General features: G+C 72.5%; 14 protein-coding genes and 1 tRNA gene. 7 read left to right on the top strand and 8 right to left on the bottom strand.

The features are described 5' to 3' along the window. Positions 1-372: 372 nt before the first annotated feature. The 4 genes from ABEA24_RS32290 to ABEA24_RS32275 are packed head-to-tail and all read left to right on the top strand — an operon-like array spanning position 373 to position 1,626. Complete coding sequence (locus ABEA24_RS32290) at positions 373-735, top strand: DUF2089 domain-containing protein (protein WP_345435337.1); 363 nt, start codon at positions 373-375, stop codon at positions 733-735. Next, complete coding sequence (locus ABEA24_RS32285; protein ID WP_345435335.1) at positions 732-992, top strand: hypothetical protein; 261 nt, start codon at positions 732-734, stop codon at positions 990-992. Before ABEA24_RS32290 ends, ABEA24_RS32285 begins: the two co-directional genes overlap by 4 nt. Before the next feature lie 20 nt (positions 993-1,012). Next, positions 1,013-1,444, top strand: a complete 432-nt coding sequence (locus ABEA24_RS32280; protein ID WP_345435333.1) for an SHOCT-like domain-containing protein — start codon at positions 1,013-1,015, stop codon at positions 1,442-1,444. Beyond that, positions 1,441-1,626: a hypothetical protein gene (locus tag ABEA24_RS32275; protein WP_345435331.1), complete on the top strand. Its 186-nt coding sequence runs from the start codon at positions 1,441-1,443 to the stop codon at positions 1,624-1,626. Before ABEA24_RS32280 ends, ABEA24_RS32275 begins: the two co-directional genes overlap by 4 nt. A 96-nt stretch (positions 1,627-1,722) precedes the next feature. Here ABEA24_RS32275 and ABEA24_RS32270 read toward each other — a convergent pair. The 3 genes from ABEA24_RS32270 to rpmG all read right to left on the bottom strand — a co-directional run bounded on the left by ABEA24_RS32270 (position 1,723) and on the right by rpmG (position 4,811). Then, a tRNA-Arg gene (locus ABEA24_RS32270) sits at positions 1,723-1,799 on the bottom strand. Between the two features lie 266 nt (positions 1,800-2,065). Continuing rightward, entirely contained in the window at positions 2,066-4,384 is a 2,319-nt protein-coding gene (locus ABEA24_RS32265) for an FUSC family protein (protein WP_345435329.1), read from the bottom strand. 262 nt (positions 4,385-4,646) lie between these two features. Continuing rightward, positions 4,647-4,811, bottom strand: coding sequence for a 50S ribosomal protein L33 (gene rpmG, locus ABEA24_RS32260; RefSeq protein WP_252843362.1), 165 nt, complete (start codon positions 4,809-4,811; stop codon positions 4,647-4,649). A gap of 172 nt (positions 4,812-4,983) precedes the next feature. Between rpmG and ABEA24_RS32255 the strand changes: the two genes are divergently transcribed. Next, positions 4,984-8,733 (top strand): WD40 repeat domain-containing protein, encoded by a 3,750-nt coding sequence (locus tag ABEA24_RS32255; RefSeq protein WP_345435324.1) that lies wholly within the window; start codon positions 4,984-4,986, stop codon positions 8,731-8,733. Between the two features lie 236 nt (positions 8,734-8,969). Here the strand turns inward: ABEA24_RS32255 and ABEA24_RS32250 are convergent, their stop codons facing one another. The 4 genes from ABEA24_RS32250 to ABEA24_RS32235 form a co-directional block, all read right to left on the bottom strand. After that, positions 8,970-9,218 carry a ferredoxin gene (locus ABEA24_RS32250; RefSeq protein ID WP_345435322.1) on the bottom strand — a complete coding sequence of 83 codons (249 nt, stop codon included), beginning with the start codon at positions 9,216-9,218 and terminating at the stop codon, positions 8,970-8,972. Positions 9,219-9,223: 5 nt separating this feature from the next. Continuing rightward, the gene (locus tag ABEA24_RS32245) at positions 9,224-10,423 is read right to left on the bottom strand and encodes an NADH-ubiquinone oxidoreductase-F iron-sulfur binding region domain-containing protein (RefSeq protein ID WP_345435320.1); all 1,200 of its coding nucleotides are present in this window, start codon (positions 10,421-10,423) and stop codon (positions 9,224-9,226) included. Further along, a complete protein-coding gene (locus ABEA24_RS32240; protein WP_345435318.1) occupies positions 10,420-11,022 on the bottom strand; it encodes a ferric reductase-like transmembrane domain-containing protein in 603 nt (200 codons plus the stop codon). The genes ABEA24_RS32245 and ABEA24_RS32240 overlap by 4 nt, the downstream gene beginning before the upstream one ends. Before the next feature lie 416 nt (positions 11,023-11,438). Next, the gene (locus ABEA24_RS32235; RefSeq protein WP_345435316.1) at positions 11,439-12,584 is read right to left on the bottom strand and encodes an FAD:protein FMN transferase; all 1,146 of its coding nucleotides are present in this window, start codon (positions 12,582-12,584) and stop codon (positions 11,439-11,441) included. 15 nt (positions 12,585-12,599) lie between these two features. On the opposite strand from ABEA24_RS32235, the gene ABEA24_RS32230 reads away from it, so the two are divergent. Further along, positions 12,600-12,995: a hypothetical protein gene (locus ABEA24_RS32230; RefSeq protein WP_345435314.1), complete on the top strand. Its 396-nt coding sequence runs from the start codon at positions 12,600-12,602 to the stop codon at positions 12,993-12,995. A gap of 9 nt (positions 12,996-13,004) precedes the next feature. Here the strand turns inward: ABEA24_RS32230 and ABEA24_RS32225 are convergent, their stop codons facing one another. After that, positions 13,005-15,458, bottom strand: coding sequence for an ArnT family glycosyltransferase (locus ABEA24_RS32225; RefSeq protein WP_345435312.1), 2,454 nt, complete (start codon positions 15,456-15,458; stop codon positions 13,005-13,007). Positions 15,459-15,765: 307 nt separating this feature from the next. On the opposite strand from ABEA24_RS32225, the gene ABEA24_RS32220 reads away from it, so the two are divergent. After that, a complete protein-coding gene (locus tag ABEA24_RS32220; protein ID WP_345435310.1) occupies positions 15,766-18,261 on the top strand; it encodes a glycoside hydrolase family 127 protein in 2,496 nt (831 codons plus the stop codon). Positions 18,262-18,653 lie beyond the last annotated feature (392 nt).

Genomic DNA, 18,653 nt, shown 5'->3' with positions numbered 1-18,653 from the left:
TCCTTTCGGATGATTCACCCGCTCTTGGACCGACGGCCGTGAAACGTTACCGGCGTATCGGCGGCGAGTTCCAAGCCGAAAGAGGGCCGCCCCTGGATGCGGCCCGCGATCGAAACGCGGACCGCCGTCGGGTGGATCACCGCCGCCGCGTGACCTCCCGCTCGCCGGACCGCGGGTACGTCGACGACGTGCCTGCTGGGGCGACTCCACCGCCGGCCACCACGGGGACACGGCGGATCGCGGACGACGAGAGTAGGCGGCTCCGATCGATGAAGGTCAGATTAGAAAAATCAATCTTCTATCGTTGAAAGCTTAAGAAAATCAATGTAAAAATGAATCGTAGGCGCGTCATCGAGGGTAAGGGAGCCGAGGGTGGACTGGCAGGAACTGACGGACCTGACGCACGGACGGGCGTTCGTGGTCGAGCGGGTTCGCCTGGCCGGCAGTGGTGTTGTGGTCGAGGGTCGGTTCGAGCCGCCGCAGCTGGCTCAGCTCAGTGTCGATGATCAGGTGTTCGTTGCCGCGTTCGTGCGGTCGCACGGTTCGATCAAGGAGATGGAGCGAGTCTTTGGAGTGAGTTACCCGACGGTCAAGTCCCGGTTGAACCGGATCGCTGAGCGCCTCGATTTCGTCGACATCGACCCGGCGCCCACCGGCGCCGACGTCGTTGACCGCCTGCGGCGGGGGGAGATCAGCGTCCAGGAGGCGCTGGCCGAGCTGGAGAAGTCCCGGTGATCCCGTACCTGGTGACGGTACGTCATCGCCGTCGCAACGGCCGTCGACTGCGGCTGTACGTCCCTGTCGTGCCGGTACTGCTGGTGCTGTCACCGCTGCTGCTGCTCGCTGTGCTGGCCGGACTGGTCGCGTGCCTCGTCTTCCGGGTGAGCCCGGTGGACGCGCTGCGCGGTATCGGGCGACTGCTGTGGGCGCTGCCCGGCACCCGGATCGAGTTCGAGCAGGGCCGTACGGCCGTGCTGGTGAGCGTCAGATGAGTCAGAGAGTAAGGACAACGATGAACGAGCAGCGCCGCCAGATCCTGCAGATGCTGGCCGAGGGCAAGATCACTGCGGATGAGGCCGAGCGGCTGATCGACGCCCTCGAACGAGCACAGCCCGAGTCGCCGCCGGGAGCGGTGTCCAGCCCGAAACCCCGGCCCAAGTACCTGCGCGTGGTGATGAGCTGGGCGGACGAGGCCGGTGGTGACGGGTCAGGCCGGATCAACGTCCGGGTCCCGCTGCAGCTGCTGCGCGCCGGAGTCCGGCTCGCGAGCCTCGTCCCTCCGCAGGCGCTCACCCGGGCCAACGCGGAGCTGGACAAGGCAGGGGTGCCGATCGACCTCACCCAGCTCAAGCCGCAGCAACTCGAGGAGCTCATCGACCAGCTCGACGACGTCACCGTCGACGTCGACGACCCCGACACCAAGCTGCAGGTGTTCTGCGAGTGACACCGCCACGGCGCCGGACGCCCGCCCGGACCACGGGGCCGGGCAGCCGACGGCCGCGGGCGTTCAACCCGTCGCCGTCGCTGCAGCACGCGGTCCTCGCCTCGGTGCCGTGGTCCGTCGTGCTCCTCGCGGTGTTCGTGCCGCTGGCCACCTGGCGGTACGAGAAGGCCGTCAGCCGCTAGCGTCGCGCCATCAGTCCGCTGGCGCAGGGCGGCATCCGGCGTCTGCGGAAGGGAGAGCGTATGCTGAGGTCAGGAGCTTGATGGTCCTGGTGGTGATGGCGCGCCCAGAGGGATTCGAACCCCCGACCGTCGGATTAGAAGTCCGATGCTCTATCCAGCTGAGCTATGGGCGCTCGCTCGATCGGCTCCGAGTGTACGGACTCCACGGCGTTCATGCGTCACCAGAAGGGCTTGTCCGGATCAAATGCCTGGTCGTCGTGTGTGGCCTGATGCGGTCGCCCCTCTGGAGCGTCGGATCGGGGGCGGGGAACGGGTGCGGTGGTCGTCGCGCCGGAAAGATCGGAAAGGGTCCATTGACGGGGTGATCGACCGACGTTCACCCCGCATGTGACGGGAGGCCCTCGCCTGGCCGGCGGACAGGAGCCGTACGACCCGTCCGTCACGCCGGTACGGGGCTGGCTTCGGCGGCCACCGCGGCCGGGCTCGACTCGGCCGCGTGCCGTCCGAGGTGGGCCTCGAGCCGCCACAGCGTGTCGACGTACTGGTCCGCCCACAGCAGCGCCAGGGCGGCCGGGATCACGCTCTCGTCACCGCCCGCGACCGCGGCGTGCACGCCCTCGAGCAGCCGCCGGCGGCCGTCGGCGTCCCGTACGTGCGGGGGCGGCACGGCCGTCTCGTGCAGGATGCAGTCGCCGAGCGCGATGTACCAGGTGCGCAGGGCGTGGACCTCCGCGTCGAGGTTGGCGGCGCAGCTTTCCAGCTCTTCGTGGCCGTCGATGAACCGGCCCAGCCCGGCGAGGGAGCGCGCCACACGCCGTACGCGCGCCGCCCCGGTCACCAGGGCGGCCATACTGCCTGCGGCCATCGGCTGCGCCGAGCGTTCGGAGAGGAACTGCCGGTAGGAGTCGTCGAGGCGGTGCACGGCGGCGTCCGCGTCCTGCTCGGCCTGCTGCGACCAGGCCGGGTCGCCGTGGCCGACGAGCCGGCGCGTCGCGGCCAGGACGTAGTCCGCGCTGCGCGCGTAGGCGGCGGCGAGGTTCTCCCGCAGCAGGGTGGCCGCGCCACGCGGCCAGAACAGCAGGCCGACGCCCAGGCTGATCGCGAAGCCGATGGCGACGTCCTCGATACGGACGAGGCCGACCTGCCAGCCGCTCGGCTGGATCAGGTTGAACAGGATGAACAGGACGACGTTGAAGGCGGCCTGGCCGGCGGCGAAGGAGATCGCGCGCGGAGCGTACGCCGCGAGGAGAATGGCGAACGGGAGCACGCTCCACAGGACGGTCTCGTGCGTGCCGACCGCGAGGATGAGCGGTGCGCCGACGAGGATGCCGATGGCGGTCCCGGCCAGCGCGCTCAGGACGGACCAGCCGGTGCCCAGCGCGTTGGACCGCAGGACCGAGAGGGTGCCGAGCACCACCCAGAAGGAGTGCTGCAGGCCGGTGCGCTGGGCGATGTAGACGGCGACGGCCAGGCCCACGGCGCCCCGGACGCTGTTGCGGAACCACACGGACCGGGCGTGCGCGTCCTCGATCGCGAGTTCGGTCGCCCGGATCACCGACTGCGCCTGCCGATCGACGGCGCCGCGCAGCGAGCCGCCGCCCGGGCCTTCGGGCACGTACTCGCCGGCGGCCAGGAGGGCGTAGCGGGCGGAGTGCTGCGCGGCGTACGACACGGTGCGGGTGCGGAACGTCGGTTCCAGCGCGGCCACCAGCGCCTCGTGGTCCGGGATCGCGGGCAGTTCGGGGAGCCGCTGCGCGAGCACGCGGGTCATGGCGGCGCGGGCCTCCTCGAGCCGGTCGAGGTCCGGCCGCCCGTCCCCCTGGCCGTCCAGACGATCCGCGGAGGCCCGGAGGGCGGCCGCCGACGCCCGCATGGCCTCGGCGTTCTCCGCGCGGCACAGGGAGATCGGCGGTGATCCGGCGGGCGACCCGAGGAAGGACAGGAGGAAGTCGAGCTCGTCGACGAGTGAGGTGAGCGCGGCGGTGGCACCGGTGAGCCCGGTAGGCCGGTGCGGCGTGCCGACGAACCGGCGGCGCAGCTCGTCGACCGCCTCGTGGGCGGTACGCGTCCGGTCGGCGACGGCCTCGGCGTCCCCGGCGACCTGGGCGTCCGCGAGGTCGGCGAGCGCCCGGCAGGCGCGGGCCGACTCGGTTCGGAGCATCATCCGGCTGCGGCCCGGCCACAGGATCAACTGGGCGGCGATGCCCGCCCCGGCGGCGAGCGCCCATCCCTCGAGCCGTGAGGGCACGGCCGACAGCGGCGCCGGGATCGTCACCGGGAGCACGAAGGCGAGGATCGCCGCGGTCGCCCCCGCGGCGGCGTAACCGTTGACGACACCGGCGAACAGGATGACGAAGCCGACCACCGCCATCGCGGCCGCGGCCAGCGTGGGATCGCGGGAGCACAGCGTGCCCACGAAGATCAGGACGGCGCCGACGGCCGCGAGGCTGGCGTAGGCGGTGAACCGGCGCGCCGGCGACCCGGAGAAGTCGGCGAAGACCAGCATCGCGAACGAGCCGAAAGAGGCGAAGAGCGCCGCCTGCGGGTCGCCGATCACCCGGGAGGCGATGGCGAAGACGATCGGCAGGACGATCGCCGCCCGCAGCGCGGTCCGCAACGCGACGAGTCCCGGATCGGAGAACCGCAGCCGCCGCCGCAGTGCGGCCACCGACCGGCGCCGGACCACACCGCGGTGCTGCGGAGCGGCCTGGCCGTCGGCCGGGACTTTGGGAGGGGCAGCGCCCGCCTTTTCGGACATGTGTTCACGATACGGGCGCGGTCCCGATCCGTCTCCACGTCCGGCCGGTCTCCGCAGGTCGGTTCCGTTTCCGAGGCGGGTCGGTCTCCGCTGGCCGGTTCCGTTTCTCGGGCCGGCCGGTTCGTGATCGGTTCCGTTTCCGGGGCCGGTCGGTCTCCGCGGTCGGCTCCGTCTCTGGGGCAGGCCGGTACGTGGTCGGTTCCGTCTCTGGGGCCGGCCGGTCCACGGTCAGGTCCGTCTCCGGGGCCGGCCGGGCCGCGGGTCAGCGCTCTTCGCGGAAGGCGACGTGCCGCCGGACGATCGGGTCGTACTTGCTGAGCGTGAGCCGGTCGGGGTCGTTGCGGCGGTTCTTCCGGGTCACGTAGGTGTAGCCGGTGCCGGCGGTGGACCGGAGCTTCAGCACCGGCCGGAGCGTGTTCCTCGCCACGATGGGCTCTCCTCTCGTCGGTACGGTCTGCCCGCACCGATCCTGATAACGAAAACCGTTCCCGGATATTCCCGAGCGGAGCCGTCCTGGAAGTTGATCATTTCGCTGTGCCTTGTCAGTGGCCCCTGCGATGCTCGAACGCCCTGACAGCGCCGGTCAACGAGGGGAAGAGATGTCCACCGATCTGTACGGTGCGCGAGTGATGGCGGTCGCCGCCGACCGGATGAGCGTACGGATGCGCGTGTTCGTCGTCTACTACGAGGCCGCGGAGCACCACGCCCTGGATCTCCCCGGCGACCCGGCGTTCTTCCTGCGGGTGCTGTGGGACTGGGCCACGTATCCAAGGCGCGAGGATTCGGGCGACCGGTCGCTCGCGGAGATCGAGTTCGACCATCTGCTCGACGAGGGTTGGGTGGCCGCACACGCCGCGGAGTACGTGCGGCGGGTCGACCGGGTCGCCGAGCGCAACGCGGTACCGACCGACGAGGACTGGGAGCACTTCTCCGACTTCTACTACGAGAGGCATGGGGGCTGGCTCGACGAACACCGGCTCGTCCAGGCCGATTACGTGGTGCAGGTGACCGATCCGCGCCACCTCGCAGGCGTGGAGCCGGGCGATGGCCGGGCCACCGTCTGGTATCCGAGTCCCGGCATGCGGGTGCGGTCCGACGACGGTCCGAACGTCCCCCGGTTCTCCGAGCCGGTCGCCGTCATCGCGCCGTTCGCCGACCGTACGGACGGCGGACAGTTCGCGTGTGACCTGGCCTTCTCCGATGACGGGCGCTATCTCGCGGTCGCCGGTCAGCAGGGCGACGTGCGGGTGTACGACACCGGTGACTGGACGGAGCGAGCCCGCTTCGGCACACCGCACGACCTCATCGGCCCCAGATTGATGTGGGTGCCCGGCCGCCACGTGATCACGGCCCGGCCGCCCGCCGAATACGAGCCGCAGGTGGCCTGGGACGTCGATGCCGGTGCCGAGGCCGACCTGCCCGTCGAGCTCGGGTTCCGCCGCTCACGCACCGGGCGCCACCGGGTCGAGTACGGCGTGGAACCCGGAGTCGAGTTCGTCGGCGCGCCTTTCACCCCGGACCGTACGGTGCTGCTCGGACTCGACGCGGAGGCCGACGCGAGCGACGAGCCACCCGCCGCGGAGGCGGTCCGCTTCAGCGCGGACGAGTCCCGGATGTTCGCCCTCGACACCGAGGAGGAGCACGCGAGGTTCTCGGTGCTCGACCCGGACACCGGCCGCGTTCTGGGCGTCGTCGGCACCTCGGCCGAGATGGTGATGGACTTCGCGGTGAGCCCGGACGGCGCGTACCTGGCGATCGCCGAGCAGGCGGGGACCTGGGTGGTCGAGCCCACCATCCGGCGGGTCGCCGACGGTGGCGAACTCGTGCTCAAGGCCGGGCTCGGCATGCTCGCCGGGGCGATCGACTGGTCGCCGGACGGCCGGCTGCTCGCCGTCGACCTGCACCACCCGCCGGGCAACGACGCGCCGAGCGAGCTACGGATCTTCCCCGTCGGGGCACCGGACGCGGGTACGGAGGGCGGCACGGCCACGGCCGTCGAACCGCCCCAGGTGATCGGCCATCACTTCCCCGAAGCCGCGCCGGGCGAGGATCCGCTGGCCGGCGGCGCGATCGGCGAGGCTGCCGAGCGGCTGCGCCGGGTGGCGGCGGGCGAGGACCCGTCGGCCGGACCGTGGGCCGCGGTGGCGCTGAGCCGGCTCGACGGCGTCGCCGGAGAGGCCGACCCGATCATCCATGGAATGGCCGCCGAGAACGCTGGCGAGAGCGCCACCGCGCGTGCGATTTATGAGTCCCAGACCGGCCCTGCGGCCGCTCTCGCGAAGGCACTGCTCGGGCGGCTGCTCGCTGACGCCGTCCCGGCCGCCGACGCGGGTGCCGCTCCGGCTGCCGCCGCCTCCGATGCAGCCCTTGCCGCCGCCGCCGCCGTCCCGGCCGCTGACGCCGCTCTGGCTGGCGCCCTCGCCTTCGATGCCGCCCCTGCCACCGATGCCGCTCCGGCTGGCGCCCCCGCCTCCGACGCAGCCCCCGCCTCCGACGCTGCTCCGGCTGCCGCCCCCGCCTCCGCCTCCGCCCCGGTCGCCGCCGATGCTGTCCCGGCCTCTGCCGCTGACGCCGTCCCGGCCGGTGACGCTGCTCCGGCTGCCGCCCCCGCCTCCGACGCCCCCGACACCGCTCCCGCTCCCGCCCCCGCCAGCGATGCCGACGGCGTTGCCGATGCGCGGCGGGCGCGGGAGCTCCTCGCCGGAGCACAGGACTCTGCCGACCCGCTCGCCTCGTGCTATGCCGGATACCTGCTCGGCGGGATGCTGATCGACTCCGGTGAGGCGGAGGCGGCCGAGGCGGTGCTCCGCCGTGCCTGCGACACCGCCCTCCTCACCCGCGAGAGTCCGTACGGGCTGCTGCCCTGGATCGCCGTACGGCTCGGTGAACTGCTGACCGAGCGGGAGGCCGGGCTAGAAGAGATCCGTGAGGCGTTCGCGCTCGCTCAGCCGCTGCGCGAGATCGCCGACCCCGGCCTCGCCACCGTCGGCTTGGGCGTGCTCGACGCGAATCCGTACGCGGTGCGGGGCGCTCTGGAGTGGCTGCGCGCCTGGAGCGACGAGAGCCACGCCCACGGCTCCCGGCTGGCCACCCGGCTCGGCGCACGGATCGTGGAGGATTCCGATGATCCATCCGATCATCCGCTGGCCGACCTCCTGCGGGAGCTGGACGGCTCTTCCGAGTCCGCGGCGTATGCGCTGTGGCTGACCGCGCGGGAACGCCGGCGGGCGGGCGACTGGAACGGCGCACTGCGGGCATGGGCGGCCGCGGCCGACACGGACCTGCTGCCGTACGCGCGGTGGGCCGGCACCTGCCAGGCCGTGCTGCTGATCGTCCGGGGCGACGAGCCGGGAACGCGGCACGCCCTGCGCCATGGCCGTGACGACCGGTGGATCGTGGAGATCGCCGACGCCTTCCGCGAGGCGAAACGGAACGACGACGCGATGACCGCCTACACGATGGCGACCGAGGGCGACGACCCGCGCGCGGCGGGCCGCGCGTGGCTGGGCCTCGGCCACATCCACTCCGAGGACGGCGGGTTCCAGGACGCCGCCGTGGCGTACCGGAACGCGCGGCGGATGGCGGAGGGCTCGTACGCGACCAATGCGGCGTTCAACCTGTCCACCGTCCTCACCAAGCTGGGCGACGCCGAGGGCGCGACCGAGGCGGCCCGGGACGCCCACCGGCGCGCGGAGGCGGCCGGCGACCCGGCGCGCGGCCGGGCCCGTACCGCGCAACGGCTCGGCGACACGCTCCGTCACCGGCGTGACTGGGCCGGGGCTCGGGACGCCTACCAGGCCGCCGTCGACGCCTGGCGCGAGCTGTGGGACGAGGAGTACCCGTTCGATGCCCGGTGGGCCCTGCTCTACCTGGCCCAGGTCCAGGGACTCCTCGGGGAGCGCGACGAATCCCGGCGGATCCTGCGAAAACTGCTGAAGATGTTCGCCAAGCCTCGGGACGAGGAGCAGAAGGAGATCGCCGTGATCGCCGCGTTGGCGATGGCGCTCGACGCCAAGGCTCAGCGTGATCTCAAGACGGCCAGGCCATGGTTCAACAGAGTGATCGACTCAGGCGACGCCAACCATATCCCCACCGCACTGGCCCACCTGGCCGAGTTGCACTACTGGCTGGGGGACAAGGCCGAGGCGGCCCGCCACTACGAGCAGGTCCTGGAACTGAGCGACAACGCCGAGTACGTCGCCGAGGCCGCGTACCGGTTGGGCGAGCGGCTCGCGGAGACGGGAGATCACGCCCGAGCCATCGAGCTGATGAACCGCACGCTGGCCAGCGGATTCCCCGGCTTCGACGCCGACGCCAGGCGACTGCTCGCCCGGCTGCGCACGTCGTAGCGGTGGCACCGGCCGGACCGCAACCGTGAACCGCCGGCGGGCCCGGATGAACGACCGGTCGCTGGGCGCGGATTCAGGCCGCCTTGCGGCTCGACGGGTCCGGAGGAAGGGCCTGTCGGCGGGGCGCCCGCTCAGGCCGCTGAAGCGCGAAGGCGTCGCGCCGGTTCGGGTGGCTGGGTGCTTGGCGGTGCCGGGCCGGTTCGGGCAGCTGGGGAGCTCGGCGGTGCCGGGCCGGTTCAGGCCGCTCGGGAGCCTGACGGTGCCGCACCGCCCTCCGCGCTCGTGCGCTGCCGGGAGTCGGCCAGGCGTAGCGCCAGCCGCGGGCACAGGGTGACTGCCCGGCGGGCGTTCGCCCGCCGGCCGGGTCCGACCCGGGCGTCCTCGATGATCGGATACCCCCACTCGTCGAGGGTGACCAGCTCGGGAAGGATCTCCGCGCACAATCCGGCGCCGTCGCAGGCGATCCGGTCGATTCGCAGCTCCATAGCGCTCAACTCGCCCTCCGGTACGTCAGGGTCTCCACACAGTGGCCGTGCAGGTGGGCCTCCACCTCGTCGCCGAAGACGCGCAGCGCGCCGCCGACCAGCCGGGCGACACCGTCGGGATGGGCGCATCCGCCCCGCCCCGGCAGCAGCCCCGTCCGCGCGCACAGCCGGTCCACGTCGGTGCGCGTCGCCCGCCCGTCGGCGAGGAGCGCCAGGTCCCCGGCGACCGCCGGCAGCCCGAACAGGCACGGCCCGCACTGCCGGGCGCCCTGCCCCGCCATCCAGCCCGCGATCGCGGCGGTACGGCGCAGGCCGCAGGCCCCGTACGGGAGCGCCGACACGATTCCCGCGCCCAGGGTCGCGCCCGCTGCCTGGAGCGGCTCGGGCGCCAGCGGCAGTTCCCGGGCCTGATCGCCGGGCAGCCACGCGCCGCCGTACCCGCCCAGGAGGATGGCCGGCGCCGGCCCCGTCACCGCGCCCACCGGCGTGCCGACCGGGACCTCGAGCACTCGGATGTCCGGGTCCGAGACGCTGACCAGCATGGTCCCGGGGGCCTCGGCGGTGCCCACGGACCGGAACCAGGACGCGCCGTGGCGGGCGATGAGCGCGAGGTGCGCGAACGTCTCGGCGTTGCTCCCGAGAGTGGCCCGGCCGCCGACCCCCTGCTCGAAGGGCCGCTTCGCAGTGGGAATCGCCGGGCCGCCGCCGATCCAGCGCACCAGCGCGCTCTCCTGACCGGACAGGAAGCGGTCCGGCCCCTCGACCACCTCGACCGACACCGGGTCGATGCCCCGGCGGGCTCGTTCGGTCACGACGCCCCGCAGCATCGGCCCCAGGCCGCCCACCGGCACCGCCAGGATGACGCGGTCCGCACCGATCGTCTCGGCGGCCAGAGCCGCTCCGTCCAAGACCAAGTGGGGGGCGACCGTCAGCAGCCGCGCGTCCTTGGCGCTCAGCGGCTCGCCCTCCATGGCGTTCACCACCACCACGGGCGGCCGGGAACCCGCCGCCGCAGCCACCGCCGCCAGCTTCCGTGCGGTGGGGAACCAGCCGCCGCCACGCCCCCGCAGGCCGGCGGCGGCGATCTCATCGGCCAGCGGCCCCAGCGAACCCGGCCGGGCCGGCCCGCGCAGCGGCAGCTCGCCGTGCCGGGTGAGGTGCCGGCCCAGGTCCGGGCCGGTCACGGTGAGCAGTCGCTCCATCATTGTGGTCCTCCGTAGGCGGGAGCGGCGGTCGGCGCGGACCGCCGGGAAGGATCCGGCCGCACGCCGGCGGCGTCCGGCTCGATCCGGGCGGCGCGTTCGGCCGTGGCAGCGTGTTCGGCCATGGCGGTGTGTCCAGCCGTGTGTCCGGCACCGGTGGCGTGTTCCGCCATGACCGCCGGTACGGCCATGGCAGCGCGCTTGGCGGCGGTGGCCTGCCGGGCCGCGCCGACGCGGATCAGCGCGGCCACCGCGACGGCCGCGGTGCAGCCGACGGTGAGCGCGAGCACGAGCGTGTCGTCCGTGCCGATGCCCAGTCCGTGGACCAACGCCACCGGCCAGGACGCATACGCCAGCCAGTGCACGGCCCGCCAGGTGCGCAGCCCGAGTCGGACCCGCAGCAGACTCGTGACCACCAAGGCGATCATCAGGTCGAGCGCGACCGCCCCGAGCCCGACCCAGAAGGGCCGGTACGTGGAGACGAAGGGGACGATCGCGTCGGCCCAACGGATCGCGACGTACGAGTCGATCACGCTCGTCACCACGTGCAGCGCGATGAGGACCACCGACAGCAGCGACAGCGAACGGTGCAGTGCGGTCACCACGTACGACGCGCGGCGCGCTCCCGCCGGACGCCGCCCGGAGCCCTGCGTCCGCCGGTTTCCCGCAGGCGAGGCCTGCGCCCCCGGATCTCCTGCGCGCGAGCCCGGCGTCGGTGGGTTTCCTGCGGGTGAGGCCTGTGCCTCTGGGTCTCCTGCGTGCGAGCCTCGCGGCTGCGGGTTCTCCGGGCGGGAGGCCTGCGTCCTTGGGTCTCCTGCGTGCGAGTCCCGTGTCCGTGGGTTTCCTGCGAGTGCGGCCTGCGCTCCTGGGGCTCCGGTCCGCGAGCCGGCTGTCGGCGGATTCCCCATTCGTCGCCCGCGGGAGGTGCGGGCCGCCACGAGCAGGCCGAGCACCGTGACGGCTGTGAGCAGCACCATCGACACCAGGCCGAACGCCCGGGTGGCGTACCAGAGGGCCATCACCCGGCCACCTTCACGCCGGGACGTTCGCTGTGGTCGTCCGGCCAGCCGACGATCGTGTGCACCCAGCCGTCGGCGTGGACGAGCCGCGCCGGCAGCCCGTGCCGGGCCAGCCAGCCGCCCGCCCCGTGGCCTCGAACGAGGGCGGCGGTGCTGGCGGTGTTGGCGTCGACGCAGCTACCCGCCGACACCGAGACGGTGCGCCATGGGCCCCGGACCGGCATGCCGGTCCTGGGGTCGACGATGTGCGTGACCGTACGGCCGTCGGCCATGCGGCGGGTCCGGACCGCGAGGCTGGAGGTGGCCAGCCCGCCCGGGGCGCGGAGCGTGATGTCCTGACCGGGCGGCAGGCCGCCGTCCGGCCTCAGCCGGTGGTCGTCGGCCACGCGGACCGGCCAGCCGTTCACCGGCACGGGCCCGGCGACCGCGATGTCGCCGGCCAGCGCGATGAGCACGCCGCAGCCGGCCGCCTCGCTCGCCTCGGCCGCCGCCCGGTCGGCGGCGAACGCCTTGCCGACGGCGCCGAAGTCCAGGGTGAGCCCGCGCGGCACCGACACGGTCGTGGACGCCGGGATGATCTCGATCGACCGCCAGTCCTTGCCGGTCGGCACGGCGAACGCCGGCCCCAGCCGGGACCGCCCGGCCTCTGCCCCGGAGCGGAAGGCGGTGACGTCGTTCGGGCGGGTGACTTCGGCCTTCGCCGGTCGTCCGGCCTCTGTGTCGGCGCGGGAGGCGGTGACGTCGTTTGGACGGGTGACTTCGGCCTTCGCCGGTCGTCCGGCCTCTGTGTCGGCGCGGGAGGCGGTGACGTCGTTCGGGCGGGTGACCTCGGTCCTCGCTGACTGCCCGAATGCTCCCGCCGACCGTCCGACAGCGGTCGGGTCGACCAGCCCGCCGGTGAGCTCGGCGGCTCGCAGCGCCGCCTGCAGTACCTCCATGAACGTCGTGCTGACCCGCACGGCGTATCCGGAGCCGGCGTTCACCCGGGCCAGGTCCGAATCGTCGCGGTAGGCGCTGCAGGCGGCGTCGATGTCCCGGATCACCCGGTCGACGGCCGCGCGGGCGACGGCTAGGCGGTCCGGTTCGGTGACCGCGACGGTCGCCGAACCGCCCCACAGCGGGAAGGTCTCCTGAGCGGTGCGCATCATGATCCTCCGGACGTGACGGTGCCCGATCCGTTCGACGAACCCGATCCGGGCGCCTGTGTGGGCTGGGAGAGCCCGCTGCCGGATCCGGAGTCCGTTGTGCTGCTCGAGCCGGACGATCCGCCGGTCGTCCCCGAGCTCGACGAGGTCGAGCCGCTGGTCGTGCCCGAGTCCGATCCGGTGCTCGTCGTGGTCCCGGCCGTCGTGTGCGAGTCGGCCTGCGTGACGCCGAAGACGGCCGCCAGCCCGGCCGCCATGGCCAGGGACCCGGCCGAGGCCCAGACGGTGACGCGGCGGACCAGGGACACGCGTCGGTCCCGGCGGCCGTTCTCCCCCCATGTCTCCATTCCTTCTTCCTCCGATCTCTCGCGCTACCTCCGATGCTCGGCGGTGAACGTGAGAGCGGGATGAGCCGTCGGATCAACGTGTCTGAGAAAGGTCGTAGACCGTGACGCCGCCGACGGTCTTGGCGGTGTAGTGCTGCTGCACCCAGGTGGCGATCTGCTGTGCGTCGTTGCTGCCGCTGGAGTTTCCGCCGCGCATCATGCCCATGCCCGACCCGCCGATGAAGTAGTGGATCCTTCCGGCGGCGACGTACTTCTGGAACTGCTGCAGGCTCGGCGCCGGGTCGGTGCCGTTGAACCCACCGAGCGCCATGACCGGCTCGCCGGTGGCCAGCTGGTACCCGGAGGCGTTGTTGGACCCGACCGTCGCCGCGACCCAGGTGTACGAGCGCGCGTTCTGCTTGAGCAAGGCGGTCAGCGCGGTGCTCGGGGTGGTGGCGTTCAGCAGCCCACCGGGGCCGCCCATGCCGCCTCCCACGCCGCCGCGCGCCTGCGGCATGCCGCCGGCGCCGTTCTGCCCGCCCCCGGGGAACCCGCCCCCGGTCTGGCCGCCGCCGGGGAATCCGCCTCCGGTCTGGCCGCCGCCGGGAAACCCGCCCCCGGGGAACCGGTTCTGTCGCCCGCCGCCGAAGCCGCCGCGCGCGCCGGGGCCGCCCCGGCGGCCGCCGAATCCGCGCATTCCACCGGGCCCTCCGGACGACGGTCCCGCCGTGGGGATCGCTCCGGTGTGCGGCGTGTCCGTCGTCTCGACGGCGTACGCGGTCGGGCCGGCGATCGACGTCAGGGCCGCGACGGCCACGGCCGCTCCGATGACCCGGCGCGGGGCGCGGCCGGCGGAGGCGAGCAGCGCGGCGGCGAGCAGGCCGCCGATCAGCACGACGATCCGCAGCCACGGCAGGAAGTCCGGGGTGCGGCCGAGCAGGACGTACGACCACCACGCGGTCAGCGCGACGGCGCCGGCGAGGGTCACGGCGCCGGCCGGCCGGTGCCGCTCGCGCCACAGCACCGCCGCGCCCATGCCGGTGAGCGCCGCCACCGCCGGGGCAAGCGCGATCGTGTAGTAGCCGTGGAAGATCCCCTGCATGAAGCTGAACACCAGTCCGGTGACCAGCAGCCAGCCGCCCCACAGCGCGAACCCGGCGAACTCCCTCCGGCGGTCCCGTCCCCGCGTCAGCACGAGGCCGGCGACCAGCAGAACCAGGGCGGCGGGCAGCAGCCAGGCGATCTGCCCGCCGAGTTCGGCGTCGAACATCCGCGTCCATCCGGCGTCCTGGTTCAGGTTGCCGAGGCCGCCGGTCTCGTTGCCGTTCAGCCGGCCGAGGCCGTTGTAGCCGAGCGCCAGTTCCAGCACGCTGTCGTGCTGCGAGCCACCGATGTACGGGCGGGAGCCCGCCGGTATGAGGGCGACGATCGCGACCCACCAGCCGGCCGCCACGACCAGCGCCACCCCGGCGAGCAGCAGTTGCCGGACCCGCCGCCCGACCGGAGCGGGCGCCAGCAGCAGGTACACCAGCGCGAACGCGGGCACGACGAGGAACGCCTGCATCATCTTGGCCAGGAAGCCCAGCCCCACGCAGGAGGCGGCGACCACCAGCCACCGCGTGCTCGCGTTCTCCAGCGCCCGCACCAGCCCGTACGCGCCGAGGGTGAGCAGCAGCACGAGCAGAGCGTCCGGGTTGTTGAAGCGGAACATCAGCGCGGCCACCGGGGTGGTCGCGAGGACCGCGCCGGCCAGCAGCGCCCCGCCGATCGCCACCCGGTCACCGCGCCCGCCGCGCGCGACCCGGTCGCCGCGTCCGTCGATCGCGACCGGGCCACCGCTCCCGCCGATCGCGACCCCGTCGCCGCGCCCGCCGGTCGACACCTGGTCATCGCTTCCGCCGGTGGGCACGCGGTCATCGCGTCCGTCGATCGTGACCCCGTCGCCGAGTCCATCGATCGTGACCTGGTCATCGCGTACGCCGGCCGACGCCCGGTCACCGCGCCCGCCGCCCGTGACTCGGTCATCGCGTTCGCCGATCGTGACCCGGTCGTCGCGTTCGCCGATCGTGACCCGGTCGTCGCGCCCGCCGGCCGACGCCCGGTCACCGCGTCCGCCGAGGATGCGCCGGACCGTCGCGTACAGCACCCCGACGGTCGCGACTCCCATGAGGGCCTGCGGGACCAGGATGCTCCAGGTGTTGACGCCGAATACGCGGGCGGACAGCTCCATCGGCCACAGTGCCATCGGCGTCTTGTCGACGGTGATGAAGTTCGCCGCGTCGGAGGAGCCGAAGAAGAAGGCCTTCCAGCTGCGCGTTCCGGCCTGGACGGCCGCCGAGTAGAAGGAGTTGGCCCAGCCGGAGGCGCCGAGCCCCCACACGTACAGGACCGCCGTCGCCGCGAGTAGTACGAGCAGTGCCGGGCGCGCCCAGGCCGGGTCGGCGGCGTCGCCGCGGAGCAACCGGCGCGCCGGGTTGGTGCTCCGGGAGGCCGACGTGCCCTGTTCGGGGTCGGCCTGCCGGGGTGGTCCGGAGGTCATCGATGTCATGACTCGACGGTCGGCGGCGGACGTTGGGGGTCCCTGAGCCGACGATGAGAGCCGGGTGAGAATCCGCCCAAGACAGCGCCGGCCGGTCAGTGCCTGATGAGGAGACCGGGCGAGCGCTCGGTGACAGGGGCGCGCCTCCAGGGCCTTCGGGCGCGACCGAACGGGCGTGAAAGCCGTCTTGTCAGCGCCATTCCGATCATCAACAATCGAGGAACCGCGCCGGTGGACCGGGTAGGCGTACTTCTCGCAGGAGCCACGCTTTCCACCGTCGTGAGCACCTGTCACGCCTACCCACCTTGGGGGTTCAGTGAGACGCTCACGCCCTGCCAACGCGCCGTCCGCGGCTCAGCTCTCGATCAACCGGAGAACGCTCCTGCGCGCGGGCGCCGCCGCCGTCGGCGGCTCGATGCTCGGCGCCGTTGGCCTGCCCAGGGCAGCCCGAGCCGCGCGGACCGACACCGGAGTCTCCGTCTACGCGTTCCCGCTCTCGGCGGTGACCCTGCTGAGCGGTCCGTTCCAGCAGAACATGACCCGCACCCAGGCGTACCTGAACTTCGTCGACGCCGACCGGCTGCTGCACACCTTCCGACTCAACTACGGCCTGTCCTCGAGCGCGCAGCCGTGCGGCGGCTGGGAGGCGCCCGACGTCGAGCTGCGCGGGCATTCGACCGGGCATCTGCTCAGCGCCCTCGCCCAGTCGTACGCCAACACCGGCGCGTCCTCGTACAAGACCAAGGGCGACTACGTCGTGGGCGCGCTGGCCACCTGCCAGGCGCGCGCCACGGCGGCCGGGTACAACAGCGGCTTCCTGGCCGCCTTCCCGGAGAGCTTCATCGACCGGGTCGAGGCCCGCCAGAACGTCTGGGCGCCGTACTACACGCTGCACAAGATCATGGCGGGCCTGCTCGACCAGTACCTGCTCGCGGGCAACGCGCAGGCGCTGACCGTCCTGAAGGCCATGGCCGCGTGGGTCAAGTTCCGCATGGGGCGCCTCAGTTACAGCCAGCGGCAGAGCATGCTCGACACGGAGTTCGGCGGCATGAACGAGGTCCTGGCCAACCTGTACCAGGTGACCGGCGACCCCGACCATCTGACGACCGCCGAGTACTTCGACCACGCGCGGATGTTCGACCCGCTCGCCGCCGGCAGCGATCAGCTGGCGGGCTTCCACGCCAACACCCAGATCCCCAAGATGCTCGGAGCGATCCGCGAGTACCACGCGACGGGCACGACGCGGTACCACGACATCGCGACCAACTTCTGGGACATCGTCGTCGGGCATCACACCTACGTCATCGGCGGGAACTCCAACGGCGAGTACTTCCAGCAGCCGGACGGCATCGCCGGCCAGCTCTCCGACACCACCTGCGAGGTCTGCAACAGCTACAACATGCTCAAGCTGACCCGGCAGCTGTTCTTCACCGACCCGGCGCGCACCGACTACATCGACTATTACGAGCGCACCCTCTGGAACCAGATGCTCGGCGAGCAGGACCCGAACTCCGCGCACGGGTTCGTCACGTACTACACGCCGCTGCGCCCGGGCGGGATCAAGACCTACAGCAACGACTACGACGACTTCACCTGCGACCACGGCACCGGGATGGAGACGCACACGAAGTTCGCCGACAGCATCTACTTCTACAGCGGCAGCACGCTGTACGTGAACCTCTTCGTCGCCTCGACGCTGAACTGGGCGGCGCAGGGGGTCACGATCCGGCAGGACACCACGTTCCCGGAGGCCGCGTCGACGAAGCTGACCGTCACCGGATCCGGCACGTTCACCATCAAGATCCGGGTCCCCGGCTGGGCCGCGGGCGCGGCGCTGACGGTCAACGGCGCGGCGGTCGGCGCGAGTCCGGGCGGGTACGCGACGATCACGCGGACCTGGGCCTCCGGGGACGTGGTGAACCTGACGCTCCCGATGGCGCTCAGCTTCCCCGCCGCTCCCGACAGCGCCACCACACAGGCCGTGAAGATCGGGCCGATCGTCCTCGCGGGCGCCTACGGCTCGACCGACCTGACGGCACTGCCGACCCTCACCCCGTCCAGCGTTAAGGCGACGAGCACACCGCTGCAGTACACGGCGACGGCGAGCACCGGCACCGTCACCCTGCTGCCGTTCTACAAGATGCACCACCAGCGCTACACGGTCTACTGGAACGTCTCCAAGCCGCTGCCGGAACTGGTCGCCTGGTACAAGTTCGACGAGACCGCCGGGACCTCGGCCCAGGACTCCAGCGGCAACGGGAAGACCGCCACGCTGACCGGCGGTACGTCCTGGACGGCGGGACACAGCGGGAACGCGGTCGCCCTCGACGGCTCATCCGGGTACGTCACCCTGCCCGCCGGCATCCTGGCCGGCGCGGCCGCCTGCACCGTCGCCACCTGGGTGCGCCTGGACACGATCAGCACGTGGGCCCGGGTGTTCGACTTCGGCAGCGACACCACGACCAACATGTTCCTCACTCCGCAGAGCGGCGCCGGCACCGCGAGGTTCGCCATCACCACCTCGGGGGCGAGCGGCGAGCAGCAGATCAACGCCCCGGCGGCGCTGCCGACCGGCGCCTGGACGCACGTCGCCGTCACCGTCGGCGGCGGCGTCGGGGTGCTCTACGTCAACGGTGCCGAAGTGGCCCGCAACGCGGCGATGTCCCTCAGCCCGGGCGGCCTCGGCGGCACGACCCAGAACCGCCTCGGCCGGTCCCAGTACGCGGACCCGTACCTGGACGGTGCGGTCGACGACCTGCGCCTCTACAGCCGCGTCCTCACGGCGACCGAGATCGCCGCACTCGCGCGGTGAGCGGGCGGCCGCCCGCGTGAAGCCCTGACACGGGAGGACACGAGCCGGCCGCCGATCAGCGGCTCCCGCCGATCGGCGGCCGGCTCACTCGACCGGGGCCGCGCAGGCGTCCCGGTCGAGCCTGTCCGACGACGGCGGCTCCGTCCAGAGGGGCGTGACGGGCCGCTGCCGCATGGAGTGGACCTGTACGGGGTCGGATCGCAATGCAGCCGGTGCCCGGCCCGCGAGCGGCCGGGTACTCGCTCGCGGGCCGGGCACACGTCTTCCTCTCCGCCTCCTCTGGAGTTACCGAAAACACCTAAAACGTTTTCGGTAACGTAAACACGCTGTACGAGCCGTGTCAACGGCAAGATTCTTGGGACGTACCGAAATGGGTTCACGTGGACTCGGCC

This window comes from Actinoallomurus vinaceus (genome assembly GCF_039542055.1).
Lineage (GTDB): Bacteria > Actinomycetota > Actinomycetes > Streptosporangiales > Streptosporangiaceae > Actinoallomurus > Actinoallomurus vinaceus.
This window is presented reverse-complemented; position numbering and strand designations above follow the sequence as displayed.

Coding starts and splice junctions, on each gene's coding strand:
- ABEA24_RS32280 (WP_345435333.1), top strand. CDS start 1,013: ATGAACGAGCAGCGCCGCCAGATCCTGCAGATGCTGGCCGAGGGCAAG.
- ABEA24_RS32265 (WP_345435329.1), bottom strand. CDS start 4,384: ATGTCCGAAAAGGCGGGCGCTGCCCCTCCCAAAGTCCCGGCCGACGGC.
- ABEA24_RS32255 (WP_345435324.1), top strand. CDS start 4,984: ATGTCCACCGATCTGTACGGTGCGCGAGTGATGGCGGTCGCCGCCGAC.
- ABEA24_RS32250 (WP_345435322.1), bottom strand. CDS start 9,218: ATGGAGCTGCGAATCGACCGGATCGCCTGCGACGGCGCCGGATTGTGC.
- ABEA24_RS32245 (WP_345435320.1), bottom strand. CDS start 10,423: ATGATGGAGCGACTGCTCACCGTGACCGGCCCGGACCTGGGCCGGCAC.
- ABEA24_RS32235 (WP_345435316.1), bottom strand. CDS start 12,584: ATGCGCACCGCTCAGGAGACCTTCCCGCTGTGGGGCGGTTCGGCGACC.
- ABEA24_RS32225 (WP_345435312.1), bottom strand. CDS start 15,458: ATGACATCGATGACCTCCGGACCACCCCGGCAGGCCGACCCCGAACAG.